General features: G+C 72.5%; 23 protein-coding genes. 7 read left to right on the top strand and 16 right to left on the bottom strand.

Annotation, left to right across the window (positions count from 1 at the left end):
- Positions 1-63 precede the first annotated feature (63 nt).
- From GA0115233_RS07715 to GA0115233_RS07700, 4 genes are all read right to left on the bottom strand, one after another.
- Positions 64-984 carry a sirohydrochlorin chelatase gene (locus tag GA0115233_RS07715; protein WP_093719352.1) on the bottom strand — a complete coding sequence of 307 codons (921 nt, stop codon included), beginning with the start codon at positions 982-984 and terminating at the stop codon, positions 64-66.
- A 118-nt stretch (positions 985-1102) separates the two neighbouring features.
- Entirely contained in the window at positions 1103-2080 is a 978-nt protein-coding gene (locus GA0115233_RS07710) for an N-acetylglucosamine kinase (RefSeq protein ID WP_093719351.1), read from the bottom strand.
- Complete coding sequence (locus GA0115233_RS07705; protein WP_093719350.1) at positions 2077-2754, bottom strand: uracil-DNA glycosylase; 678 nt, start codon at positions 2752-2754, stop codon at positions 2077-2079. Before GA0115233_RS07705 ends, GA0115233_RS07710 begins: the two co-directional genes overlap by 4 nt.
- Before the next feature lie 73 nt (positions 2755-2827).
- Positions 2828-3913, bottom strand: a complete 1086-nt coding sequence (locus tag GA0115233_RS07700; protein WP_250752049.1) for a WD40/YVTN/BNR-like repeat-containing protein — start codon at positions 3911-3913, stop codon at positions 2828-2830.
- Between the two features lie 215 nt (positions 3914-4128).
- On the opposite strand from GA0115233_RS07700, the gene GA0115233_RS07695 reads away from it, so the two are divergent.
- On the top strand, positions 4129-4692 hold the full coding sequence (locus tag GA0115233_RS07695; protein ID WP_093719348.1) for an Rv1733c family protein: 564 nt from the start codon (positions 4129-4131) through the stop codon (positions 4690-4692).
- Between the two features lie 236 nt (positions 4693-4928).
- On the opposite strand, the gene GA0115233_RS07690 is transcribed toward GA0115233_RS07695, so the two are convergent.
- Positions 4929-6914 carry a PBS lyase gene (locus GA0115233_RS07690; RefSeq protein WP_093719347.1) on the bottom strand — a complete coding sequence of 662 codons (1986 nt, stop codon included), beginning with the start codon at positions 6912-6914 and terminating at the stop codon, positions 4929-4931.
- Positions 6915-7007: 93 nt separating this feature from the next.
- Positions 7008-8663 (bottom strand): acyl-CoA dehydrogenase family protein, encoded by a 1656-nt coding sequence (locus GA0115233_RS07685; RefSeq protein WP_093719346.1) that lies wholly within the window; start codon positions 8661-8663, stop codon positions 7008-7010.
- A 74-nt stretch (positions 8664-8737) separates the two neighbouring features.
- Here GA0115233_RS07685 and GA0115233_RS07680 point away from each other — a divergent pair, with 74 nt between their 5' ends.
- Positions 8738-9499, top strand: coding sequence for a PaaX family transcriptional regulator C-terminal domain-containing protein (locus GA0115233_RS07680; RefSeq protein ID WP_093719345.1), 762 nt, complete (start codon positions 8738-8740; stop codon positions 9497-9499).
- A 60-nt stretch (positions 9500-9559) separates the two neighbouring features.
- On the opposite strand, the gene GA0115233_RS07675 is transcribed toward GA0115233_RS07680, so the two are convergent.
- Positions 9560-10333, bottom strand: coding sequence for a pectate lyase (locus GA0115233_RS07675; protein ID WP_093719344.1), 774 nt, complete (start codon positions 10331-10333; stop codon positions 9560-9562).
- A 336-nt stretch (positions 10334-10669) separates the two neighbouring features.
- On the opposite strand from GA0115233_RS07675, the gene GA0115233_RS07670 reads away from it, so the two are divergent.
- Positions 10670-11968 (top strand): extracellular catalytic domain type 1 short-chain-length polyhydroxyalkanoate depolymerase, encoded by a 1299-nt coding sequence (locus GA0115233_RS07670; RefSeq protein WP_255310082.1) that lies wholly within the window; start codon positions 10670-10672, stop codon positions 11966-11968.
- Positions 11969-12017: 49 nt separating this feature from the next.
- Here GA0115233_RS07670 and GA0115233_RS07665 read toward each other — a convergent pair whose 3' ends face one another.
- Positions 12018-13355, bottom strand: coding sequence for an FAD-dependent oxidoreductase (locus GA0115233_RS07665; RefSeq protein ID WP_093719342.1), 1338 nt, complete (start codon positions 13353-13355; stop codon positions 12018-12020).
- Positions 13356-13554: 199 nt separating this feature from the next.
- On the opposite strand from GA0115233_RS07665, the gene GA0115233_RS07660 reads away from it, so the two are divergent.
- Positions 13555-14028, top strand: a complete 474-nt coding sequence (locus GA0115233_RS07660; protein ID WP_093719341.1) for a DUF6214 family protein — start codon at positions 13555-13557, stop codon at positions 14026-14028.
- A 16-nt stretch (positions 14029-14044) separates the two neighbouring features.
- On the opposite strand, the gene GA0115233_RS07655 is transcribed toward GA0115233_RS07660, so the two are convergent.
- Positions 14045-14704, bottom strand: coding sequence for a TetR/AcrR family transcriptional regulator (locus GA0115233_RS07655; protein ID WP_093719340.1), 660 nt, complete (start codon positions 14702-14704; stop codon positions 14045-14047).
- 158 nt (positions 14705-14862) lie between these two features.
- Positions 14863-15585: an HAD family hydrolase gene (locus tag GA0115233_RS07650; protein WP_093719339.1), complete on the bottom strand. Its 723-nt coding sequence runs from the start codon at positions 15583-15585 to the stop codon at positions 14863-14865.
- A 233-nt stretch (positions 15586-15818) separates the two neighbouring features.
- On the opposite strand from GA0115233_RS07650, the gene GA0115233_RS42315 reads away from it, so the two are divergent.
- Complete coding sequence (locus tag GA0115233_RS42315) at positions 15819-16601, top strand: Rid family hydrolase (RefSeq protein ID WP_093719338.1); 783 nt, start codon at positions 15819-15821, stop codon at positions 16599-16601.
- Between the two features lie 102 nt (positions 16602-16703).
- On the opposite strand, the gene GA0115233_RS07640 is transcribed toward GA0115233_RS42315, so the two are convergent.
- The 5 genes from GA0115233_RS07640 to GA0115233_RS07620 all read right to left on the bottom strand — a co-directional run bounded on the left by GA0115233_RS07640 (position 16704) and on the right by GA0115233_RS07620 (position 20451).
- Positions 16704-17396, bottom strand: a complete 693-nt coding sequence (locus GA0115233_RS07640) for a phosphatase PAP2 family protein (RefSeq protein WP_093719337.1) — start codon at positions 17394-17396, stop codon at positions 16704-16706.
- A gap of 138 nt (positions 17397-17534) precedes the next feature.
- A complete protein-coding gene (locus GA0115233_RS07635) occupies positions 17535-18470 on the bottom strand; it encodes a M56 family metallopeptidase (protein WP_093719336.1) in 936 nt (311 codons plus the stop codon).
- Positions 18471-18540: 70 nt separating this feature from the next.
- Complete coding sequence (locus GA0115233_RS07630; protein ID WP_093719335.1) at positions 18541-19068, bottom strand: DUF5134 domain-containing protein; 528 nt, start codon at positions 19066-19068, stop codon at positions 18541-18543.
- Between the two features lie 134 nt (positions 19069-19202).
- On the bottom strand, positions 19203-19970 hold the full coding sequence (locus tag GA0115233_RS07625) for a VOC family protein (RefSeq protein WP_093719334.1): 768 nt from the start codon (positions 19968-19970) through the stop codon (positions 19203-19205).
- Between the two features lie 88 nt (positions 19971-20058).
- Positions 20059-20451 carry a VOC family protein gene (locus GA0115233_RS07620; RefSeq protein ID WP_093719333.1) on the bottom strand — a complete coding sequence of 131 codons (393 nt, stop codon included), beginning with the start codon at positions 20449-20451 and terminating at the stop codon, positions 20059-20061.
- A gap of 71 nt (positions 20452-20522) precedes the next feature.
- Here GA0115233_RS07620 and GA0115233_RS07615 point away from each other — a divergent pair, with 71 nt between their 5' ends.
- Positions 20523-21059 carry a GNAT family N-acetyltransferase gene (locus GA0115233_RS07615; protein ID WP_093719332.1) on the top strand — a complete coding sequence of 179 codons (537 nt, stop codon included), beginning with the start codon at positions 20523-20525 and terminating at the stop codon, positions 21057-21059.
- Positions 21060-21068: 9 nt separating this feature from the next.
- Here GA0115233_RS07615 and GA0115233_RS07610 read toward each other — a convergent pair whose 3' ends face one another.
- Entirely contained in the window at positions 21069-21752 is a 684-nt protein-coding gene (locus tag GA0115233_RS07610) for a glycerophosphodiester phosphodiesterase (RefSeq protein ID WP_093719331.1), read from the bottom strand.
- 393 nt (positions 21753-22145) lie between these two features.
- Between GA0115233_RS07610 and GA0115233_RS07605 the strand changes: the two genes are divergently transcribed.
- The gene (locus GA0115233_RS07605; protein ID WP_093719330.1) at positions 22146-23543 is read left to right on the top strand and encodes a DUF6421 family protein; all 1398 of its coding nucleotides are present in this window, start codon (positions 22146-22148) and stop codon (positions 23541-23543) included.
- Positions 23544-23555: the final 12 nt, after the last annotated feature.

Here is a 23555-nt window from a genome sequence, read left to right as displayed (position 1 = left end):
CGCGCAGATACGACGAAGGGCCCGCTCCCATCCCGGGGCGGGCCCTTCTCGCGTTCGCCGCCGTCAGCGGACCGGAGCCCCCTGCGGCGTCTGGGGCGCGATCCCCAGGGCCGTCGTGTACTTGGCCAGCGCCAGCTTGCCGATCGCCGGGTAGGCGCCCAGCGGCTCGGCGGCGGGGCAGCCCGCCTCCTTGGCCGCCTCCTCGACCAGCGCGGCGTCGATCTCCGGCCCTATCAGGTACGGCGCGAGCGCGAGCTGCTGCGACCCGGAACCGCGCAGCTGCTCGGCGACGGAGGCGATCGAGCCCTCCTGGTCCAGCGCCGCCGCCATCACCGGCACGGCCAGGCGCGCGGCGAGCAGCATGCCGGTGATCCCGGCCGCCTGCACGGCCTCATCGCCGCCCACCGAGGCCAGGATGATGCCGTCGGCGGCCGTCGCCACCGTGAACAGGCGGGCGCGGTCGGCGCGGGCCAGACCGGCCTCCGACAGCCGCACGTGCAGCGCCTCCGCGAGCAGCGGGTGCGGGCCGAGCGCGTCGGTCAGATCGGCGGCCACCCGGCTGTCCATCACGGCCTGGCGGACCTGGCGCAGCAGCGCGCTGTCCGGACCGGCCAGCAGCGGCACCACGACGGCCACCGGACCCTCGGGCTCCTTGGCCTCCACGCCCGCGGCGATCGCCTGCTCGTAGCGGGCGGTGCGCTCCTGGGCGGTGTGCGCGAGGACGGACTGGAGCGTGGGGAACTCCGCGTCGTCTCCGTCGAGGTACCCGATCCGGGCGTCGAGGCCGGGCAGCTCGGAGCGGGCGATGCTCACGACCTCCTCGGCGAGACTGCGCGTGGCGGCACCCGGTGAGCCCGGCACCGCGAGGACGAGCGCGGGCGCGCCCTCGGGCGCGGCCAGAGGCTCGGGTCGGCGGTGCCGCCCGGGCTGGCGGGGGCGCGGCATTCGTACTGGCAGGCCGGCGGGCCCAGTGGGGGTGCTCATGGCGCCGCATGTTACTGGTTTCCGGTGCTCCCCTGTTCGGGGAGGGTGCAGGTGAGCGGTATCCGTCCGGTTTTGTCTGATGAGTTACGCGCGTTGCGGCACCGGGCGGGCCGGACGATCAACCCCCCTCGCCGGTGACCACGCCGAGCATCACCCCGTCACTCGGCAGAGTGAGTGCCCCGGACGCCAGGTCGGTGGCGATCCGTACCGCCCCCAGCAACGGGTCCCCGTCGGCCGGCACGCGCCGCGCGTGCGGCAGCCGCGCCGACAACTCCTCGTCCAGGGGGCCGAGCAGCACGTCCCCCGTCTTGAACAGACCGCCGGTGAGCGCGACTCGGGGCTCGCCCTGCGCCGGGCAGACCGCCGCCGCGGACTCCGCCATGGCGCGGGCCGCCTCCCGGAGGACGCCCGTGGCAACCGGATCGCTCCCGGCGCAGGCGGCCACGTCGGGCGCGAAGGAGGCCAGGACGGCGGGCCGGTCGGTCCGCGGGTAGAGCAGGCCGGGCAGCCCCGGCATCGGCCCGTACCTCTCCTCTGCGCGCGCGAGCAGCGCGGAAGACCCGCCCGGCCGCCCGTCGTACGCCCGCAGCGCCGCCTCAAGACCGGCCCGCCCGATCCACGCGCCCCCGCCGCAGTCGCCCAGCAGATGACCCCAGCCGTCCGCCCGGCGCCAGCGCGTCAGATCCGTGCCCACGGCGATCAGACCCGTACCTGCGGCGACCACGGCACCGGGCCGGGACCCGAGGGCCCCGACGTAGGCGGTCACCGCGTCGGCGGCCAGCGCGACCGCGCGCACGCCGAACTCGCGCGCCAACGCCCCCGGCAGCTCCGCCCGCAGGTCGTCCCCCAGGGTGGCGAGCCCCGCGGCCCCCAGCGCGGCGGTGCCCACCTCCGTGAACCCCCACGCGGCGGTCAGCTCCCGTACCAGGGGCACCAGTTGATCCATCAGGTGCCCGGCGTCGATCCCCCGCGCCCCGGTGCGCACCGGCACCCGGGACTCCCGCCGCCCCAGCACGCCCCGCTCGACGGTGCCGACGACGACCCGCAGGCCCGAGCCCCCGGAGTCGACGGCGAGCAGGACCCGGTCTGCGGTCACGGCAGGCGCCAGTCCACCGGCTGTCCGCCCTGCTGTATCAGCAGGTCATTGGCCCTGCTGAAGGGCCGCGAACCGAAGAACCCGCGGTCCGCCGACATGGGGGAGGGGTGCGCGGACTCCACCGACGGCAGCGAGCCGAGCAGCGGGCGCAGATTGCGTGCGTCCCGGCCCCACAGGATGGACACCAGCGGCTTGCCGCGCGCCGCGAGCGCCCGGATCGCCTGCTCGGTGACCTCCTCCCACCCCTTGCCCCGGTGCGCGCCCGGCTTGCGCGGAGCCGTGGTCAGCGCCCTGTTGAGCAGCAGCACGCCCTGTTTCGTCCACGGCGTGAGATCACCGCTGGACGGCTGCGGCAGCCCGAGGTCGGTGTGCAGCTCGCGGTAGATGTTGATCAGGCTGCCGGGCAGCGGGCGCACCTCGGGCGCGACCGAGAAGGACAGCCCCACCGCGTGCCCCGGGGTGGGATAGGGGTCCTGTCCGACGATCAGGACGCGTACCTCGTCGAAGGGCTGCTGGAAGGCCCGCAGCACATTCGGACCGGCGGGCAGGTACGTCCGTCCCGCGGCGATCTCCGCGCGCAGGAAGTCCCCCATCTCGGCGATCTTCCCGGCGACGGGTTCGAGGGCCTGCGCCCAGCCCGGTTCGACGATTTCATGCAAGGGTCGTGGAGCCACGGGCGTCACCCTACTGCCGTACACACGGCGGAGATCAACCGGTGGCCAACGCCCCGCGATAAGCGGCTGTGCCTCATCCGATCACCGCCGCGCGCACGCACAGCACGTCGGGCAGGTGCGAGGCCAACTGCCGCCAGGAGTCGCCGTCGTCGGCGGAGGCGTACACCTCGCCGTTGCGGTTGCCGAAGTACACGCCCGCCGGGTCGGCGTCGTCGGTGCACAGGGCGTCCCGCAGCACCGTGCCGAAGTGGTCCTCACTCGGCAGGCCCGCCGACAGCGCCTCCCAGGTCTTGCCCGCGTCCGCCGTACGGAAGACCCGGCACCTGCGCTCCGCGGGCACCCGGTCGGCGTCGGCGTTGATCGGGAAGACGTACGCCGTGTCACCGCGGTGCGGATGCGCGGCGGCCGCGAAACCGAACGTGGACGGCAGCCCCTCGCCGATGTCCGTCCAGTGCGCCCCCGCGTCGTCGCTGCGGTACACACCCCAGTGGTTCTGCAGGTACAGCCGGTCCGGGTTGGCCGAGTCCCGCGCCACCTTGTGCACGCACTGCCCGAACTCCGGGTTCGGATCGGGCAGGAACACCGCCGACACACCGGAGTTGGAGGGCGCCCAGCTCGCGCCGCCGTCCGTGGTGCGGAAGACACCGGCGGTGGACACGGCCACCGTCACCGACCGGGGATCCCGTTCGTCGGTGAGGATCGTGTGCAGGCCCTCACCGCCGCCGCCCGGCACCCACTGGGAGCGCGTGGGGTGCTCCCACAGCGGCCGGACCAGTTCGAAGCTCTCGCCGCGGTCCTCCGAGCGGTACAGCGCCGCCGGTTCGGTACCCGCGTACACCACGTCCGGCTCGGCGGCAGCCGGGTGCAGCTGCCACACCCGCTCCAGCGAAGCGCCGGTGTCCTGGGGGAACTTGACGGCGGGCCGGGCCGGTTCGGTCCAGGTGCGGCCCAGATCGTCGGAGTGGAACACCGACGGCCCCCAGTGCGCGCTGTCCCCGCCGACCAGCAGCCGGGGCCGCTCACCGCGGGTGTCGATGGCGACCGAGTAGACCGCCTGCGCGTTGAAGTACGGACTCTCGTCGAACTCCCAGTTGTCACCCCGTTTCCGGCCGATGAACAGGCCTTTTCGGGTTCCCACGGTGAGCAGTACCTCGGTCATGCCGAACACCTCCGTGACGTCTGTGTCCCAGTCACCGGCCAGTCTGCACCCCACCACTGACAGTCACCTCTCGATGCCGCCCCGCCGCAGGTCAGCGCGGCGAGGGCCGGCACGGTCCGGCGATCCGATCACGGAGTCCATGAGCATCCGGCGGCCCCGCGCCGTATGGGAGGGCGGTCGGGCAGGTCGGTGTGCGCATGAGGAGGAGCCCCGCGATGGCGCTGCGAGGTCCGAGGGCGTGGCTGTGGCGCTGGCGGCGCAATCCGCTCAAGCGCCGCGCCGATGTGGTGGAGTCCTGGGTGCTGCTGGGGGCCTGGGCGGCCACCGTCCTGGTGGGCGTGGCGGTGGGCCTGATCACGTCCGGTTCCGTCGAGCGGGGCATGGCCCGCGAGCGCGCCGAGTGGCGCCCGGCGCAGGCCCGGCTGACCCAGGGCACGCCCGGTGTCCCCAACGGCGAGCAGATGTGGGCCAAGGTGAGCTGGACAGCCCCCGACGGCTCCCACCGCACCGGTCAGGTCCGGGTCAGCCCGGGCCGGGCGGCGGGATCCGCGGTCACCGTCTGGACGGACCGCGCGGGCCGCCTGGTCACCGCGCCCGCCACCGCCGCCCAGGCCCGCCTGCGCGCCGCCCTCGCCGGTGTGCTGGTCGGAACGGGCGCGGCGATGGTCCCCTTCGCCGGCGGCCGAACCCTGTGCGGCCGCCTGGAACGGCAGCGGATCGACCAGTGGGCCGCGGAGTGGGCCCGCTTCGGCCCTATGTGGGGACGGACGACGGGCTGAGGCCGACGGGAGCCTCCCCGCCCGCCCAGGGCGTGTCCAGGAAGTCCCGCCTGCCGCCCGGCACGCCCGCTCGCGGCACCGGTCCACGCCCCCGCGTACAAACAGCACGCGGGCGCCCGTCCGGCACGCCGGCAGCACGCTTCCCCACGCTCGGACCCGGCTCCGCCCGGCTCATGGGGGGCCATGCCCCGCCCGGCCCGCCCTCCGCGTGGACGACGCGACTTCGCGGACGCGACCTACAGGCCCTCCAACACCTCCCCGCACATCCTCAGCAGCTCCTCGTCGTGCGCGATGTCATGGCTGCTGTAGCTGTGCTCCTGGTCCGTGTGCCGCCGTGGTGTCGCCAGCTCCTGCTCCACCAGGTCCCGCAGCTCCGAGCCCGCCGGTCCCATGGCGAGCAGGCACCCGGCGATCGTGCGGCGCAGGCCCGGCTGCTCCTGCCATGCCGCGCGCAGCACCGGCGTCACCGCTGCCGTCTCTCGGCCGATCCGCCACAGGGCGCCCGCCGCCGCCGTACGCTCCTGTGCTGTCGCCGCGGCCCCCGCCGCCCGGCGCAGCACCGGCAGCGCGGGACCGGCCGCCGCTCCCATCCGGCCCAGGGTGTCCGTGGCCGTGACCCACCGCGGGGAGTCCCGGTCCGCCAACTCGCGGAGCAGGACGGGCAGTACGGCCGCCGGGTCCGCCTCGACCGCCCACAGCGCGGCCGCCGCCGGGACACCGAACCCGGTGTCCAGCAGCCCCCGGAGTACGGGTATGGCGTCCCGCGCGCCCGCTCCCCACGCACCGAGCGCCAGGAGCGCGTGCTCGACGGCCGTGTCCCAGGAACGGTCACCGGGAGGGCGGCCTTCCAGCAGCCGGACGGTCTCCGGTACGGCCCCCGGTTCCCCCAGCGCCCGGAGCCCGCTCAGCAGCGGCCCCGCCCGCCCCGGAGTGGCCGGATCGTCGAGGTCGAGGGAGCCCAGGCGGCGCCGCAGCGCCGGGGCCAGGGGTGCCGCGGCCGGGCCCAGACAGGCGAGTTCATGACCCAGGTCGTCCGGCACCACCGCCCCGGCCAGCACCTCGCCCAGCACCGGCACGGCCCGTGGGTCCCCGCACCGCACCAGCGTCCTGAGCGGATCGCCCAGGGTCGGAGCGCCGCGCTCCCACTGCCGAACCCACAGGTCGGGGCGGGCCGTGACCAGGCCGTGCAGGTCGTCGGCGGCCGGGGCGGCCAGCCCGAACAGCGGCTTCAGCGCGGCCACCGCCGCGTCCCGCAACCGGTCGTCCTCCTCGGCCAGTTGCGCCCCGATCAGCGCCACCGGCTCGCTGAAGTCGGCGCGCCAGGCGCGCAGCAACGGGCCGGACATCCACACCGCGTTGCACCGGTCCGCCCAGTCGGGGCTGCTCAACTGCCCCACCAGCAGGGCGATCCGGTCGGACACCCGGTCGTCCAGTGCCTGGTGCAGGGTGCGCAGCAGATGCGAGCCCTCCTCGTCCGACGGCCGCAGCCGGCGCAGGCGCCCGACCAGGGTGTCGCTGTACGGGCGGGTGCACACCACGGCCCGGCGGGCGCGTCGTTCGGACCGCTCCCGCAGCAGTGCCAGGGCCGTGGGCACCAGGTCCGGCGGGGTGCGGTCGGGGGCGCAGCCCGCCAGCTGGCCCAGGGCGGCCAGCCGCAGTTCCGGCGCGTACGGCTCGGCGCTCTGCGCGTCCAGGAGGTCCACCGCGGCGTCGGCGTGCGCGGGGTGCCTCCGGGCGTACAGGCCCAGGCTCTCGGTGAGGGCGAGCAGGACCCGGTCGTCCCGCTCCACGGTGATCCGCTCCCGCAACAGGCCCAGGACCCGGGCCGGTTCGTCCAGGAAGCGCACCAGCGCGCCCGGTGCCGTCCGCCGCACCCCGGGGTCCCGGTCCCCGGCGAGCAGGACGAACGTCTCCGCGCCCGCCCGTACCGCGGCGGCGCCGTCGGTGTCGTCCCCGCCGATGCTGACGAGCAGTTCCACGAGCGCGCCCCGCTCCTGCAGTTCGGGACGCGTCGCCAGGTCGAACAGGAACGGGACGCAGGCGAGCGTCGAGTCGTACACGTCGCCCTGGTGGTGCACCGCGCCGTACATGGCGTCCAGCGCGGTCTCCCGCTCGGCGGAGTCCGCCGAGGCCAGCCCCCGTAACAGCGCGGGCACGTCCTCGGCGCTTCCGTACGCATGTCGCATCGAGGCCCAGTCGACCTCGTCGATCCCCGTGAACACGTAGTCCTCCCCAGGCAATTACCACCTGGTTCGGAGTGTGCACCACCGCACCGACAACGGCGCGGAATCGCGACGTGACCGTGTGCGATCCGGTCAGTGTCCGGCGGGGAGCGCCCGGTCCAGGATGCCGCCCAGGTCCGCCGTGTCGGGCAGGGTGCCGAAGGCGTGCCCCCAGTCGCCGCCGAGCCGCGTGGCGCAGAACGCGTCGGCGACCGCGGCCGGGGCGTGCCGGACCAGCAGGGACGCCTGGAGCGTGATCGCCATCTGTTCGACCAGGCGCCGGGCGCCGGTCTGGGTGGCCTTGGGGAGCGTGTCCTTCAGCCGGGTCACGGCCGCGTCCAGGCGGGCGTCCGCGCCCCGGGCGAGGGCGAGTTCACCGAACAGCGCCTCGGCCACCTGGGGTTCCTTGCCCAGCGCCCGCAGCACGTCGAGGGCGTTGACGTTGCCCGAGCCCTCCCAGATCGACAGCAGGGGCGCCTCGCGGTAGTGGCGCGGCATGCCCGACTCCTCGACGTAGCCGTTGCCGCCGAGGCACTCCAGGGCCTCCGCGGTGAAGGCCGGGCCGCGCTTGGTGACCCAGTACTTGCCGACGGCCGTGGCGATCCGCCGGAACGCCGCCTCCCCGGCGTCCCCGCGCACCGCGCGGTCGGCGGCGCCCGCGAGCCGCAGCGTGAGCGTGGTCGCGGCCTCCGACTCCAGGGCGAGGTCGGCCAGAACATTGCGCATCAGCGGCTGGTCGAGCAGCCGTGCCCCGAACGCGCTGCGGTACCGGGCGTGGTGCCCGGCCTCGACGAGGGTCTTGCGCATCAGGGCCGACGACATCATCACGCAGTCCAGGCGCGTGCAGTTGACCATCTCGATGATGGTCTTCACGCCCCGCCCCTCGGGCCCGACCAGCCAGGCCACCGTGTTGTCGAACTCCGGTTCGCAGGAGGCGTTGGAGCGGTTGCCGAGCTTCTCCTTCAGGCGCTGGATGCGGAAGGTGTTGCGGGTGCCGTCGGGCAGGATGCGCGGGACCAGGAAGCAGGACAGCCCGCCCGGCGCCTGCGCCAGCACCAGGAAGACATCGCACATGGGCGCCGAGGTGAACCACTTGTGCCCGCGCAGGACGTACACGCCGGGCTCGTCCGTGGGCGTGGCCGTGGTGGTGTTGGTCCGCACGTCGGAGCCGCCCTGCTTCTCGGTCATCCCCATGCCGGCCAGCAGGCCCCGCTTCTCGGTGGGCACCCGCAGCCCCGGGTCGTACTCCCGGCTGGTGAGCAGCGGCTCGTACACCTTGGCCAGATCCGGCTGGGCGCGCAGCGCGGGGACGGCCGCGTAGGTCATCGAGGTCGGGCAGCCGTGTCCGGCGTCGGTGTGGCCCCACACCAGCCCGCCCGCGCTGCGGGCGACGTGCGCGCCCTCGCGGTCGTCGGCCCAGGGCGCCCCGGCCAGCCCCTCGGTCACCGCGACCCGCATCAGCTCGTGCCAGCTCGGATGGAAGTCCGCCTCGTCGATCCGGTGGCCGTACCGGTCGTGGGTGCGCAGCTCCGGCTCGTGGCGGTTGGCCAGTTCCGCCCACTCCTGGGCCTCCGCGCCGCCCGCGAGGGTGCCGAGCCGCCGGATGTCCCGCTCGGCCCATCCGGCGCCCTCCCGGCGCAGCCCCTCCAGCAGGGCGACGTCCTCGGAGGCGTCGTAGGGCGCCAGGAAGGGCGGCTGGTTGGTGACGTCGTGCGTGGCGTACGGCGCGTGCTCGGGTGTCAGGTCCATACGGCGAATATTGCACTTTCGCTGCGACCGCAGCAAGAGTGCAACATGAAGATCGGTGCGTACAGTACGTGCTCATGCGGACGAACGACACGGCGCCGACCGCGGACCGGCTCGCCCTGCGGCCCCTGTCCGCGCGGTCGGTCGTGCTGAGCCTGCTGCTCGGCAGCCATCCGCCCGAGCTGCCCGCGAAGGACCTGGTGCGCGGGGTGGAGCCGTTCGGGGTCGGCGGGTCCACGGTGCGGGCCGCCCTCAGCCGGATGGTCGCCGCCGGGGACCTGCACCGCACGGACACCGTCTACCGGCTCAGCGACCGGCTGCTGGAGCGCCAGCGACGCCAGGACGAGTCCGTACGGCCCCGCACGCGCACGTGGGACGGCGACTGGGAGATGGTCGTGATCACCGCGGCCGGCCGCGGCCCCGCCGAACGGGCCGAACTGCGCACCCGGCTCGCCGAACTGCGCCTGGCCGAACTGCGCGAGGGTGTCTGGCTGCGCCCCGCCAACCTCGTCCGCCCGCTCCCCGAGGACCTGGACCCGGTGGCCCAGCGGTACACGGCCCGCCCCGACACCCCCGCGCGGGAACTGGCCGCGAGCCTGTGGCCCCTGGACGCCTGGGCCGCCACCGCGCGGGCACTGCTGGACCACATCGCCGCGACGGACGGCTACGCCGACCGCTTCACGGCGCTGGCCGCCGCCGTACGGCATCTGCTGGCCGATCCGGTGCTGCCGCCCGAACTCCTGCCCGGCGACTGGCCGGGGGGGCGGCTGCGGGCCGCCTACACCGAGTACCAGAGCGAGCTGACCGAGCGGGTACGCGCGCGTACCGGCCGGGAATGACACGGCGGCCGTACGACGCCCCGCGCGGGGACGTGCGTACGGCCGCTGATGCCGCCGGGGCTAGCGGTAGGTGATGTCCGAGCTGGAATACAGGCAGTTGGTGCTGTCCGGGCCGGTGCCGACCGCGGTGTTGTTGTTGTACTTCTGGCAGGGGATGACCTTGCGGCCGGAGTCGTTCAGGATCGTGATCCCGCGCAGGGTAGCCACGTCGTTGCGGTTGACGTTGATGCCGACCAGACGGGCGGTCGAACCGGTGCCGGTCACCTCGATGTTGCTGAGGTTGACCCTGCGCGTGTACTGCGTGGAGCAGTCGCCGCAGGAGCGGTAGAGCGTCTTGAAATCGCTCACGGCGAAGTTGGAGATGTTCACCGTGCCCGGACCGTTGTGCTGGAAGACCTTGTCGGCGGCCTTCTGCGCCCCGCCGCCGGTCACCGTGTAGGTCGAGCCGCCCCGGAAGGTGGCGGCGTCCTCGCCGACGTCCTCCCACCAGACGTTCTGCAGGGTGCAGTTGCCCTCGCAGTGGATGCCGTCGGCGCCCGGGGCGCCGATGATGACGTTCTTCAGCGTCGCGCCCGCCGCGAGCTTGAAGATGGGGTCCTGGCCCTCCTCCTGGCCGTCACCGGCCAGGTCGCCGCTGCCGTAGTAGCGCTTCATCCCGCCGTCCACCGTGCCGGACACGGAGATGGTGCTGCTCACCGCCTGACTGCCCGTGGGGGTCGGCCAGGTGGCGGCCTGCGCGGCCGGGGCCGGGCCAGTCGTGATCATGCCAACCGTGACGCCGAGTGAGGCGAGCCCGCCGATCAGGGCGCGGTGCCTGGTCCTTCGTGAAGTCATGTCCCGATGCCTTCTTCTGAGTGGGGTCAGATCTGTCGGCTCCTGTTCGTGAACGGCATTCGTGTATATGAACACCATCCATGAACTGCGTGGCAACTTACGCCTGTTGGGGCGCTAGCTGGTCACGCTGATGAACGGAACGTAGAGGGTAAGCGCTTTCTGGTCAACGCTTCGCGTACGCCACTTTCGGCCACCGTGGTCGCGGTGGCCGCCGGTCCCGAGCGAATTCTTTCGAGGTGTGGGAGCGCTTCCATGGCAGCCATGTGCATGCCACGATGCCGGTGGAACAGCACCGATGACCCACGTCCCCGAGCCGCGACCAGAAGGGACCAGGACGTGCCCACCCCCACCAGACGAAGTGCCGTTCTCCTGACAGCGCTGCTGTCGCTCCTCGCGGCGCTGCTCGTCACCGCCCCCGCCGCCACGGCCGCCCGCGCCGACGATGCCGTCCCCGCGGCGACCCTCACCGAGGTCACCGACTTCGGCGCCAACCCCAGCGGCCTGCAGATGTACGTGTACGTCCCGGACAGCGTGACCGAGCGTCCCGCGGTCCTGGTGGCCGTGCACTACTGCACCGGCTCCGGCCCGGCCATGCACTCCGGCACCGAGTTCGCCTCGCTCGCCGACCGCTACGGGTTCGTCGTGATCTACCCGTCCGTCACCCGGGCGAGCAAATGCTTCGACGTCTCCTCACCCCAGGCCCTGACCAGGGGCGGCGGCAGCGATCCGGTCGGTATCAAGTCCATGGTCGACTGGGTGGTCCGCACGTACGACGCGGACACCGGGCGCGTCTACGCCACCGGCATCTCCTCGGGCGCGATGATGACCAACGTCCTGCTCGGCGTGTACCCCGACGTCTTCAAGGCCGGCGCCGCCTTCGCGGGCGTACCGTTCGGCTGCTTCGCCACCACCGACGGCTCCGAGTGGAACAGCGCCTGCGCGAACGGCACGGTCACCCGGACCCCGTCGGCCTGGGGCGACCTGGTCCGCGCCGCGCACCCCGGCTACACCGGCCCCCGGCCGCGTATGCAGCTCTGGCACGGCACCGAGGACGACGTGCTGCGCTACCCCAACTTCGGCGAGGAGATCAAGCAGTGGACGAACGTCCACGGACTCGGCCAGACCCCCGCCGCCACCGACTCGCCCCGCGCGGGCTGGACCCGCACCCGCTACGGCGGCACCGGTGACCAGGCCCCCGTCGAGACGATCAGCCTCCAGGGCGTCGGCCACAACCTCTACAGCTACGGCGTGATGGGCCCCCTGGCCATCACCTTCTTCGGCCTGGACGAGGACGGCCCTGCCCCCGAACCCCCGGCCGGACCCTGCGAGGTCACCGTCACCACCAACGCCTGGAGCACCGGCCTGACCGCCACCGTCACCCTCACCAACACCGGGACGACGACGGTGAACGGCTGGCGCCTCGCCTTCACCCTCCCCTCCGGCCAGACGATCACCAACGGCTGGAACGCCTCCTACAGCCCGCCCTCCGGGACGGTCACGGCCACGAACGCCTCCTACAACGGCACCCTCGCACCCGGCGCGAGCGTCAGCATCGGCTACCAGGCGACCCACACGGGGAACAGCGCGGCGCCGGGCTCCTTCACGCTCAACGGGACCGCCTGCACGGCGGGTTGAGCCTCCCCGTCGGCCCCGCGCGTCGCACCTCGCACGGCACCGAGTCGCGTCAGGTGCGCCGCGCGGCGGCCATCAGGGAGCCCCAGTCCGCCAGCTTCACCACGCGCCGCCCCAGGCTCGCCCCCAGTTCCGCCTCCGCGCGCTCGATGGACCGCCAGCCCTCCCAGCTCACCGGCTCGACGCCCTGCGCCCGCAGCGCCGCCACGGGATCCTCGGGAACCTCCTTGGCGAGCAGGGCCGGGGCGTCCTCCAGCAGGGAGGTCACCGTCTCCTTGGCGCAGGGTCTGTTGGTGCCGATGACACCGGTCGGGCCGCGCTTGATCCATCCGGCCACGTACTCGCCGGGGGAGACCGCGCCGTCGCGCTCCACGCGGCCGGCCGTGTTGGGGACCGTGCCCGTCGCCGGATCGAACGGGAGCCCGTCCAGGGGCACTCCGCGGTATCCGACCGAGCGCAGCACCAACTGGGCCTCGATCACCTCGAATTGGCCGGTTCCGACCACTCCGCCCCGCCCGTCGGGCGCCGTGCGTTCGAAGCGGACGGCGCCCACCCGGCCGTCGTCGGCGAGGAGTTCGACGGGACGCAGGAAGAACCGCAGCCGGATGCGCCGGGGCGAGTCGTGGGTCCGGCCCGCGGACCAGGCGCGCAGCACGTCGACATTGCGGCGCTGCGCGGCGGGCAGCTCCGAGGGGTCGGACCAGGCCGGGTCCAGGGCGGCCTCCGCGGGGTCCACGACGACGTCGGTGCCGGGGAGCGTGCCCAGTTCGCGCAGCTCCTTGGTGGTGAAACGGGCCTGGGAGGGGCCGCGCCGCCCCACCATGTGGATGTCGGTGACCTCGCTCGCGGCGAGGGCGGTGAGCGCGGCCTGCGGCATGTCCGTGGGGCTCAGCTCCTCCGGCCCCCGGGCCAGCATCCGCGCGACGTCCACGGCGACATTGCCCACACCGATCACCACGGCCGAGCGCACCCCGCGGACGAAACCGTCGTCCACGGCGTCCGGATGGGCGCTGTACCAGGACACGAACTGTGTCGCCGACCAACTGCCCGGCAGATCCTCGCCGGGAATCCCGAGATGCCGGTCGGAGGCGGCGCCCACGCAGTACACGACCGCGTGGTACAGCTCCCGCAGCCGTGCCGTCGACACCCCGTCGGCGCCGACCCGGACGCCTCCGAGGAAGCGCACCCGCTCGTGCTCCAGCACCCTGCGCAGGTTGGTCTGGAGAGACTTGATCTTCTCGTGGTCCGGCGCCACGCCGTACCGGACCAGGCCGTACGGGCACGGCAGCCGGTCCAGGACGTCGACGCGGACGGTCGGATCCTGCTGTACGAGGCTCTGCGCGGTGTAACACCCGCTGGGACCTGAGCCGATCACGGCGACACGCAGCACGGCGGAACTCCTCACCCGTGGGCTCGCAGGAGGGTGCTGTCGTTTCCAGCATCGCACCTGGGGTGCTGCGCTGACAGGGTGCCGACGCCGAGTGGCCGTGCGTGTCCGTTCGTATGGAATGTGATGATGCGGTTACGTTCCGTGTGTGCTAGAAGCATCCTTTCTTAATCTTTCTGATCGTTGTCCGACGGACGGCCAGGTGTCCGTGTGGCCCGCGTGGGAAGTGCGGGAGAGCGCGGGCGCGACGGCGTGGTTCCAGGTCAGGCTGGCCTTCACGGACGGCGCCCGGGTCGACGCGCTCGCGGTGGTGTCCGAGGGGCGCGTCTCCATCGAGGACGTACGGGCACAGCCGGCGCTGTCCCTGCACGATCTGGCGGAACTCGCCGACTGGATCGAGGAACCGCTGTTCGAGGCGTGCGGCGGGGGCGACGAACCCCGGGTGCGCGAGGACGCTGAGGAGACCGGCACCGGGCGGCGGGCCCGGCCCGCGTGGCCGCGCGGCATCGAGGGGCGGTGGCTGGTCGCGCAGGAGTACCTGGCGGCCCAGGAGGAGGGCTACGACCCCGTCCTCGCCGTCATGTGCGCCACCGGCCACAGCCGCCGCAAGTCACTGCGCCTGATCGCCCAGGCCCGGGACGCGGGCTACCTCACACCCGGCCACGCCCGGCGCTGACACTGAGCCGTATCGGCTAGCACTTGGGCCCTTCGCCGGTCTCGAAGAACCGGGACAGGTCCGAGGTGCAGGTCGGGGTCGGCGTCTCGGGCGGAACCCCCATCTCCCAGTCCAGCCGGTACCGCTTGAACAGTTCGGCACGGAGAACCGGAACCGGCATCGGCACACCGGGCACCAGCGCCGCGAACACCGCGCCCATCAGCAGGGCCCGCAGCATGGGGTAGTCGACATCGATGTTCTCGGAGCCGTGCCGGGCACAGGTGTCCCGCAGCAGCTCGGCGAGCCGGCGCTGCTCCGGGCACTGCACGAACCCCTCGGCCTGGAGGATCCCGGCCATGTGCTGCCGCATCAGCACCGGCCGGTCCCGGGCGAGCCCGAGGATCGCGTCGATGGCCCGTGCCATCCGCTCGCGTCCGTCGTCCGTACGCGGCTCGCGCTCCAGTGCCTCCTCCAGCGTGCGGTGCATCAGGCGGTGCACCGCGGACTGGACGAGCTGGCGCTTTCCGGGGAAGTAGTACGACACCAGACCGCGCGCCGAACCGGCCCGGTCCGCGATGTCTCCCAAGGTCGTGGCCTCGTAGCCGTGCTCACTGACCAGTTCCACGGCGGCTTGGAGCAGCCGTTCGCGAGAACGCCGTCGGAGTTCTTCATTGACCGAGGCGCTTCGCGGGGACATCCTGGACTCCTGCGTTGACTGGCTGCCAGCCAACTATACTCAGCGCAGCCGACCGGACTCCGTTTCCGGCCGGTTCGGGTGCCGTCTGCCTTGGGCGACACGGGGGATCGCCTAAGGCAGGCGGCCACTCTCCCGGATGGTGGCCCCAGGCGACTTGATCAGGCGCCGACTCCCGAGCCCTCCGCGCGGCGCCCTTCCGCCAGGTCCAGTACCGGTCGCAGGCCGTCGGGGCGTTCGGCGGCGGGCAGGTGGTCGACGAAGTGGACCGAGCAGCCCAGGGCCGCGGCTCCGCCGTCGGCGCGGCGGTCGTCGCCGACCATCAGGACCTCGCGCGGGTCGGCGGACAGCGCGGCGCAGGCCGTGCGGAAGAGGCGGGGGTCCGGTTTCTGGATGCCGTGTTCGAAGGACAGGACGTAGGCGTCCACATACTGGTCCAGGCCGTGCTCGCGGAAGACCGGACGCAGGTCCCAGCCGATGTTGCTGATCACACCGACGCCGATGCCGCGCTGCCGGAGCCCGGCCAGTACCTCGGGCGCGTCGGGGTAGGGCTCCCAGGCGGCGGGCGTCATGTGGCGGTCGTAGAGCGTGTCGTGCAGGCGTTCGTCGGGCAGCTGGACGTGCCGGGACAGGCCCGTGTACGCGGCGCGGTGCAGTTCCTGGCTCTTGTCCCGGACACCCCACACGCTCGCCACGTCCTCCGGCAGCCATGCCGGGCTCGCGCCGCCCGGCAGCGCCCCCATCCGCTCCAGCGCCGCGGCGGCCTCCGCCACCTCCGGTTCGGGCAGTTCCAGCTCCCGCTCGGCGAGCGCCCCGCGCAGCCAGGAGGCGGTGGACTCGACACGGAACAGGGTGCCGGAGAAGTCGAACAGCACGGCGATCATGTTCGAATCCTACGGAACGCGGACCGACGGTGCGGAAGGATCAGGCCGTTGTGCCATGGCCCCCGAGGGCCGACATGGGCGGTCGCGTGTCCGACGTGGAGTTCCTCTGCGCGCACGACGAAGGCGTGCAGCTGCGGGAGGGGGAGTTCGGGGCGCTCCATACGCCTGGAGATATCAGACCATGTACGCAGCCGTATTAGACGTATCAGTGCTGGTCACCTAGCGTTCCGCGCATGACGGAGCGACACGCGATCCTCAGCGGCTCGACGTTCGAGGAGCAGATCGGCTACGCCCGGGCCGTCGTCGACGGCGACCGGGTGCACATATCCGGGACGACCGGATTCGACTACGCCACCATGACGATCTCCGACGACGTGGTGGACCAGGCCGAGCAGTGCCTGCGCAACATCGAGGCCGCGCTGGCCGAGGCGAAGTGCACCTTTGCCGACGTGGTGCGCGTGCGCTACCTGCTGCCCGACCGTGCGGACTTCGAACCCTGCTGGCCGGTCCTGCGCCGCTGCTTCGGCGACGTTCGGCCGGCCGCCACGATGCTCGTGTGCGGTCTCGCCGACCCACGGATGAAGATCGAAATAGAGGTGGACGCACGGCGGCGCCTCCCGCCTCACGGTGGCGCCGTGAGCAGTCACTCCGAAGCGCCTGCCGTGCCCGTCGAGGCCTATGAACCCCCCTACTGCATGGCTGTCTTCACTACCTTGCGCACCCAGGACCAGAGCGGCTACAGCGAGACCGACGCACGCCTGGAAGACCTGGTGAAGGGCATCCCCGGGTACCTGGGGACGGACCACGCGCAGACTCCTGGCGGGTTGGGCATCACCGTCAGCTACTTCCGCGACGCCGACGCCCTCACGAAGTGGCGGACCGATGTCGAGCACCGCGCGGCGCAACAGCGCGGGCGAGCCGAGTGGTACCAGAGCTACACGCTGCACGTGGCGAAAGTGGAACGGAGCAGCGGGTTCACGCGAGCGCAGGTCCCACAGGACCCGACAGCAGACTGACCGACCGAGACCACCTCAGCGACTGTCCAGCCGGCGGCAAGCGGGCGGTGAAGCGCCTCCCGGCGCTCGCGCGGCGCGACGAACCGTCGTTCTCACCGGCAATCACGGTTCCATTGATCCCCGAGGCCGCAGGTGGCGCCGGTGCAGGGCGATCGCCAGTGCCACCACGGCGGTGCCCATGAGCCAGCCGCCGATCACATCGCTCGTCCAGTGCACGCCGAGCCACACCCGGGTCAGACCGACGCCGACGACGGAAACCGCCGCCACGGCCACGGCCGTGCACCACAGGGCCCGGCCGACGCCGTAGTGGCGCAGCAGGTACAGCAGGAGGCCCAGGACGACCGTGGCGGTCATCGCGTGGCCGGAGGGGAAGGCGGCGTAGTGCGCGGAGTCGACGGGGTCGGGCCACACGGGGCGGGGGCGGTCCACAGCCGCCTTCAGGCCCTGCTGGAGGATGTTGGCCAGGAGGACGGTCAGCGCGAGCCACAGGGCCGTCCATCGCGCCGCGTACCGCCAGATCAGCCACACCGCCGCGACCGCGCACAGGATCCGCATCGTCCAGGGGTCCCAGACCCAGTCCGTCAGGATCCGGTTCGTCTGCGTCACGCCGGACTCGGCGACCGCCCACCGGTGCGTGGTCCCGGCGATGTCACCGTCGAGGTCCATGAGCGGACGCCACCGGGCCGCGACCAGCGCCAGCAGCAGGACGGAGCACAGCGTCAGCGCCCCCGCCCAGCCGAGTGCGGGCCCGCGCAGCGACATACGGGGCGAGGAGTCGACGGACTGCGTCTGCATACTGCGATCCTCGCCGACCGAGGGCGCCGGAGGCCAATGGACGCGGGGGCGTGACGCCTGCGCGGGGGCGGGGCGACCGTCGGGAACGGGCCCCGGGCGTCCGCGACCCCGTCCTGAAAGCCACGGAACCCGGGCCTGCTACCCCAGTGCCCGCAACCCCGGTACGAACGTCACCAGCACCGGCACCACAGGTACCAGCGCCGCGGCCGCCGTCAGCCGCAGGCGGCGGAACGGGGGGAGGCGGTCCGGGGGAGTGAGGAGGCGGGTGACCCGTTCAGGGACGTGGGCCTGGGTCGGGGTGGGGCCGAACACGCCCCGGTCCTCGTTGAGTTCGACCAGGGCCAGTGCCGTGGTGAGGCGGCCGAAGCGGCGGGAGGCCATGTCGTCCGCGGCGAGTTCGACCAGCCGGTGCATCTCGTCCCGGAACCCGGCGAACACCGGCACCTGCGGGAACCCGGCGGCCAGCGCGGCCGAGCAGTGCAGCAGCCAGTCGTGCCGCGCCCGGGCGTGCCCCTGCTCATGGGCGATCACGGCGTCCAGCTGCCGCCCCTTCAGGCGGCGCAGCGCCGCCGTGGTGACCACCAGCCGCGGTGACGGGCCGGGCAGCCACCAGGCATCCGGGCGCTCGCCCTCCAGGACCACCAGGCGCCGCTCGGGACCGGGCTCCTCGCCGGGCAACAGCGGTGCGCGGAAGAGGAGTTCGGCCCGTCGGCGCCGACGCCGGGCCCGGGCCAGTACGATCTCGCGGACCAGCATCGCCCCGGTCCAGATCCCGCCACAGGCCAGCGTCACCGCGGTGAGCGCCGCCCAGGGACCCCTCACGCCGAGGGCGTACGCGTCCACCACCGCGCTCGGTGCCGGGGCGAACACATGGCCGCGCACCGCCTGCCAGGCCGCCGCGGCGCTGAGCGTCATCGACAGCGCGCAGCACAGCAGGACGGCCGCCACGACGCACTGCCACGCCCACAGCGCGACCACCGGTTCCCGGTCGGGCCAGTCGGCCCGGTGCAGGAACCGGGGGGCGACCACGGCGGTCAGAGCGGCGAGCAGCAACAGTGCCGCGGGGACCATCATGGGATCAGCCTATGAGCGGCGTGCCGCTCAGGGGTACGGGCCGAACAGCCAAGTGACACAGACCACGGTTTCACATCGTCAGCAGCATGGCGACCATGGCGATCCCCATCGACAGCCGGCAGGCGCGCGCCAACTCCGGCCGGTCACCGAGCCGTACGGCCGTACCGCCCGCCCCGACCGGCACCAGCCGGACCCCGGTGAGCAGCACGTATCCGGTGAAGTAGAGCAGCAGCGCGCCGGTCACCGGCGCAACGCCGGAGCCGCCGTGCCCGGGGGAGGCCGCCATCGCGAGCGCCATGTAGACCATCGCGGCGGTGCCGACCAGGTGGTGCCGGTGGTGGGCGCTGGTCCGGGCCGCCCACAGGGCGTGCAGCGCCGCCGCGCCGAACACCACCGCGTAGACCGGCCAGGCCCACCGCGGCGGGGTGAACACGGCCGCGGGCACGGCCATCGCGGCCATCCCGAAGCCCATCAGCGCCTCGCCGCCCGCGGCCCGGCGCTGTTCCTCGACATCGCTGCGCATGCGCAGCAGGCAGTAGGCGCCGGTGGCCGCGCACAGCGCGACCAGCAGCCAGCCGGGCGAAGCCGGTAGATGCACACGCCCTCCCCGCTCGACGGTGCGGGCTCTGGCCCGCGGTCGGTCGGAGAATGCCCGCACCACGCGGCGCGCACGCGAGCGCAAGGATGTACACGGGGGGCATGCGGGGGAGCACGGCACCCGCTCCGGGCACCTCAGTCCGCGTAGTCCCCGGCCCGGTACACCCCGAACATCGCGCCCTGCGGATCGCGCAGTACGGCGATGCGCGGGCCGTCGGCCACGGTCGTGGGTTCCATCAGCGCGCTGCCGCCCGCCTCCGTCGCCTTCGCCGCGCTCTCGTCCACGTCCGCGACGGCGAAGTACGGCAGCCAGTGTGCGGGCACCTCGTGCGGGAACTTCTCGTCCATGGTGACCATGCCGCCGAAGTCGGCGCCCTCGATGCCCCATTGCGTGTAGTGCGGGGAGGCGTTGACGCTCCAGCCGAACAGGGCGCGGTAGAAGGCGATGGCGCGTTCGGGGGCGCGGGTCATCAGCTCCACCCAGCCGAGCGTGCCGGGCGCGTTGAACAGGCCGGCGCCCGGGAAGGTACGGGCCTCCCACAGCTGGAAGGCGGCCCCCGTCGGGTCGAGGACCACCACGAAACGGCCCACGTCGAACACGTCCATCGGCCCGACCAGTACCGTCGCCCCCGAAGCCTCGGCCTGGGCGGCGGTGGCGTCTGCGTCGGCCACCAGGAAGGACACGTTCCAGGCGACGGGCTGGGACTCCTGGTACAGCGGGGCCAGCGCGGCGACCGCCGCGTCCCCGAGGTGGGCCACCGTGTAGCCGCCCGCCTCCTGGCGCGGGTCCGTCTCGGAGCGCCAGCCGAAGAGCCGGTGGTAGAACCGCTGGGCGCCGTCCAGGTCACTGGTCCCCAGCTCGGTCCAGCAGGGCCCGCCGATCACCGGCTTGTCGAGCTTCATGGCGTTCCTTCCGAGCGGCGGACCCCTTGAAGCACGCTAAGCCCGGCACCGCGGCCGGGCCATCGGAAAGCGAGGGTCCGCCGACCCCTCAGATGCCCGGCCGGTATCGCAGCGGATGGTCCTTCGGCGTCTCCACCAGCGCGATCCGGGTGCCGTCCGGATCGGCGATCCACATCTCGATCAGGCCCCACGGCTCACGCACCGGCGGACGCAGGATCTCCACGCCCTTGGCCGTGAGCTCCTCGTGCGCCGCCGCCGCGTCCTCGACCTGGAGCCAGAGCTGGAGCGCGGGGGAGGGCGGGGTCTCGGAGCGGCCGGAGACCTCCAGGAAGCCGCCGCCGAGGAAGTAGACGGTGCCCCGTTCGGGGCCGGTGCCGAACTCGCGCTGGATGGCGAGGCCGAGCTGTTCGCCGTAGAAGGCGCGGGTGCGGTCGGGGTCGACGGGACGGAGCAGGATTCGGCTGCTGAGTACATGCACCATGATCCGGGAGCCTAACGGGCCCGGGATACTCTCGTCCCTGTTCGCGCAGCGCCGAGAAGCTGGAGACACCGATGGAGACCGCCGCCGCACTGACCTTCCGGGACGCCACCGACGCCGATGTGGACGCGCTGGTGGCGCTGATCGAGTCGGCCTACCGCGGCGACTCCAGCAGGGCCGGCTGGACCACCGAGGCGGACATTCTCGAAGGCCAGCGCACGGACCCGGAGGGCGTGCTGGAGGTCATCAAGTCGCCGGACAGCAGACTGCTGACGGTGGAGCGGGACGGCACGATCGTCGCCTGCTGCCAGCTGGAGCACCGCGGCAGGCACGCCTACTTCGGCATGTTCGCGGTCAGCCCCACCCTGCAGGGCGGGGGCCTGGGCAAGACCGTCATAGCGGAGGCCGAGCGGACCGCCCGCGAGGAGTGGGGCGTCACCGAGATGCACATGACGGTGATCTCCGTGCGCGAGGACCTCATCGCCTGGTACGAGCGGCGCGGCTACCGCCGTACGGGACGGATGACGCCGTTCCCGTACGGCGACGAGCGGTTCGGCATCCCGCAGCGCGACGACCTGCAGTTCGAGCTGCTCACCAAGGAACTCGGCTGACGCCGCCCCTTACGCCGTGAAGCGGCCCGTGCGCTTGATCTCCGGAAAGTCGGTGGTCGCCCCGTCCAGCTCCAGGGCGCGCACGAGCCGCAGATGGTCCTGGGTGTTCACCACCCAGCCGATGACCTTGAGCTGCGCCTCGCGGGCCGCCTCCACCACTTCCAGGGTGATCCGGCGGATGTTGAGGCAGAGCGTGCCCGCGCCCACGGCGACGGCCCGCTCGACGATGTCGGTGCCGTAGCGGCTGCCGATCAGGGCGGTGCGCACCCCCGGCACCAGCCGGGCGATCTCGGCGACCGCCTCGTCGTGGAACGAGGACACCTCCACCCGGGAGACCAGGTCCCGCCGCTCCATCACCTCCGCCAGCGCCCGCGCCGCCGCCACGTCCTTGATCTCGGCCTGGAGCGGTGCCGTCACCGCGTCCAGCACCTCCTCGAAGACCGGCACCCGCTCGCCCTTGCCCGCGTCCAGGGCGCGCAGCTCGGCGAGGGTCTTCTCGGCGATGGGGCCGCTTCCGTCGGTCGTGCGGTCCACTTCGGTGTCGTGCATGACGACGAGATGGCCGTCCTTGCTTAGGTGCAGATCGAGTTCGATGACGTCGAGGCCGGAGTGCTGGGCGGCGACGAAGGATCGGAGGGTGTTCTCGGGTTCGACACCCATGACTCCGCGGTGACCGATGGTAAGGAAGTTCAAGGTTCGACTCGCTTCCGTCGACGGCGGCTCGGCGCGCGCGTACGACCGGAACGCGACGTTCGCGCGGCAGGCGCAGCCTAGCCGCCGGGACCCCGGATGAAACCCGTGCGTACACGGCGGATCGGCCCGATGGGCGGATGGATCCGGCCAGTACCTGGCGGGCACCGGTACGGGGCGGGGACCGGGCGTCACCCGGCCGTGGGCGAGTCCGCGGCGCATTGACCGGGCGGCCCATTGCGCTTACCCCGTAAGAGTGCCTCTACCCCATCTCGCAGGAAAAAATGCGGCGACGGTGGGGGTGATGCAGGATATTTTCCCGAGGTCCCTCTTGCTGAGAGAAACCTCGTGTGCGTACGGTGTCTCTACACGAGGTTCTCCAGTGGAGGATGGGACATGACGGAAATTCTTGTGCAGTCGGGTGTGGGGGAGAAGGTTTCTCCTGTGGCCAGGGTGGTGGAACACCCTGCTTGGCCCGTGCTCAAGGATGCCGTGGAGCAGATCCGGCCATGGCAGTCCGCCGACGGGTCGATCGACTTCGAGGCCGAGGGCGCCCCGGCCGTCGCCGACGCCGAGGCCGCCGTGGCCCGCGTCGCGAAGGCCGTCGACGAGCTGTCGCCCCTGCTGCCGCACGACGCGGACTACCACCAGGCCCTGGTGAAGGACCTGAACCGGTGGGCCGAGGGCGGCTTCGAGGTGCCGGACTTCCTGGACTCCCTGATGGTCTTCCACCCCGCCGCGAACCGCGTGGACGGCCTCCAGCACCTGGTGGTCTTCCCCATGTACACGCAGAACGGCAACCCGAACCGCAACCTCGAAGCGGTCGTGCTGCGCATGGTCTGGCCCGACTGGCTGGCCGAACTGGAGCGCACCCGCTACGACAACCCGCTGTTCTGCGGCATCAAGTTCGAGGACTTCACCTCCGGGTACGACACCAACTCCGCGGTGCTCTTCCCCGAGACGATCGCCGTGCGCGAGGCGCCGGAACGATTCACCTGGGGCGGTATCTTCTGCGACCGCGAGGCCGCCCGCTTCCGCCGGGTCACCGACGCCGCCGTCGACATCCTCGGCCTGGAGCTGCCCGAGGACATCGCCGCGATGGTCCACGACCAGAAGCGCTGCGAGGAGGCCTTCGTCCTGTGGGACATGGTCCACGACCGCACCCACAGCCACGGCGACCTGCCCTTCGACCCCTTCATGATCAAGCAGCGCCAGCCGTTCTGGATGTACGGCCTGGAGGAGCTGCGCTGCGACCTCACCGCCTTCAAGGAGGCCGTGAAGCTGGAGGCCGAAGGCGTCCCGCAGGCCCGTGACGTGCAGTACGCGGTGCTGTTCGACCGGATGTTCCGCTTCCCGGTCACCGGCGACCGCAACCGCAACTACGACGGCCTGGGCGGCCAGCTGCTCTTCGCCTACCTGCACAAGCACGACGTGGTGCGCTGGACCGACAACAAGCTCTTCATCGACTGGCAGCGCGCCCCGCAGGTCACCAACGAGCTGTGCGCCGAGATCGAGAAGCTCTACCGCGACGGCATCGACCGTCCCAAGCTCGTGCACTGGTTCGCCGGCTACGAGCTGGTCTCCACCTACCTCGCCCCGCACCCCGGCTCCAAGTGGGCCAAGGGTCCGGACGCCATGGACCTGTCCCTGCCGCCGCGCAAGCTCGTCGATGACGTGCTTCCGGACGAGTTTCCCCTGAGCATGTTCTATGAGGCCCTGTCCAAGAAGCTCAAGAATGTGATCGCCTCGGCCAAGGGCATCACGGCGGACAGCGCCGAGCGGGTCGCCGCGTGAGCGACCTCAGCG

The organism is Streptomyces sp. DI166, assembly GCF_900091315.1.
GTDB lineage: Bacteria > Actinomycetota > Actinomycetes > Streptomycetales > Streptomycetaceae > Streptomyces > Streptomyces fuscus.
This window is presented reverse-complemented; position numbering and strand designations above follow the sequence as displayed.

Bases quoted from the DNA above. Each gene is read 5' to 3' on its own strand.
- GA0115233_RS07715 (WP_093719352.1), bottom strand. From the start codon at position 984: ATGAGCACCCCCACTGGGCCCGCCGGCCTGCCAGTACGAATGCCGCGC.
- GA0115233_RS07700 (WP_250752049.1), bottom strand. From the start codon at position 3,913: ATGACCGAGGTACTGCTCACCGTGGGAACCCGAAAAGGCCTGTTCATC.
- GA0115233_RS07695 (WP_093719348.1), top strand. From the start codon at position 4,129: ATGGCGCTGCGAGGTCCGAGGGCGTGGCTGTGGCGCTGGCGGCGCAAT.
- GA0115233_RS07685 (WP_093719346.1), bottom strand. From the start codon at position 8,663: ATGGACCTGACACCCGAGCACGCGCCGTACGCCACGCACGACGTCACC.
- GA0115233_RS07680 (WP_093719345.1), top strand. From the start codon at position 8,738: ATGCGGACGAACGACACGGCGCCGACCGCGGACCGGCTCGCCCTGCGG.
- GA0115233_RS07675 (WP_093719344.1), bottom strand. From the start codon at position 10,333: ATGACTTCACGAAGGACCAGGCACCGCGCCCTGATCGGCGGGCTCGCC.
- GA0115233_RS07655 (WP_093719340.1), bottom strand. From the start codon at position 14,704: ATGTCCCCGCGAAGCGCCTCGGTCAATGAAGAACTCCGACGGCGTTCT.
- GA0115233_RS07650 (WP_093719339.1), bottom strand. From the start codon at position 15,585: ATGATCGCCGTGCTGTTCGACTTCTCCGGCACCCTGTTCCGTGTCGAG.
- GA0115233_RS42315 (WP_093719338.1), top strand. From the start codon at position 15,819: ATGACGGAGCGACACGCGATCCTCAGCGGCTCGACGTTCGAGGAGCAG.
- GA0115233_RS07640 (WP_093719337.1), bottom strand. From the start codon at position 17,396: ATGCAGACGCAGTCCGTCGACTCCTCGCCCCGTATGTCGCTGCGCGGG.
- GA0115233_RS07635 (WP_093719336.1), bottom strand. From the start codon at position 18,470: ATGATGGTCCCCGCGGCACTGTTGCTGCTCGCCGCTCTGACCGCCGTG.
- GA0115233_RS07625 (WP_093719334.1), bottom strand. From the start codon at position 19,970: ATGAAGCTCGACAAGCCGGTGATCGGCGGGCCCTGCTGGACCGAGCTG.
- GA0115233_RS07620 (WP_093719333.1), bottom strand. From the start codon at position 20,451: ATGGTGCATGTACTCAGCAGCCGAATCCTGCTCCGTCCCGTCGACCCC.
- GA0115233_RS07615 (WP_093719332.1), top strand. From the start codon at position 20,523: ATGGAGACCGCCGCCGCACTGACCTTCCGGGACGCCACCGACGCCGAT.
- GA0115233_RS07605 (WP_093719330.1), top strand. From the start codon at position 22,146: ATGACGGAAATTCTTGTGCAGTCGGGTGTGGGGGAGAAGGTTTCTCCT.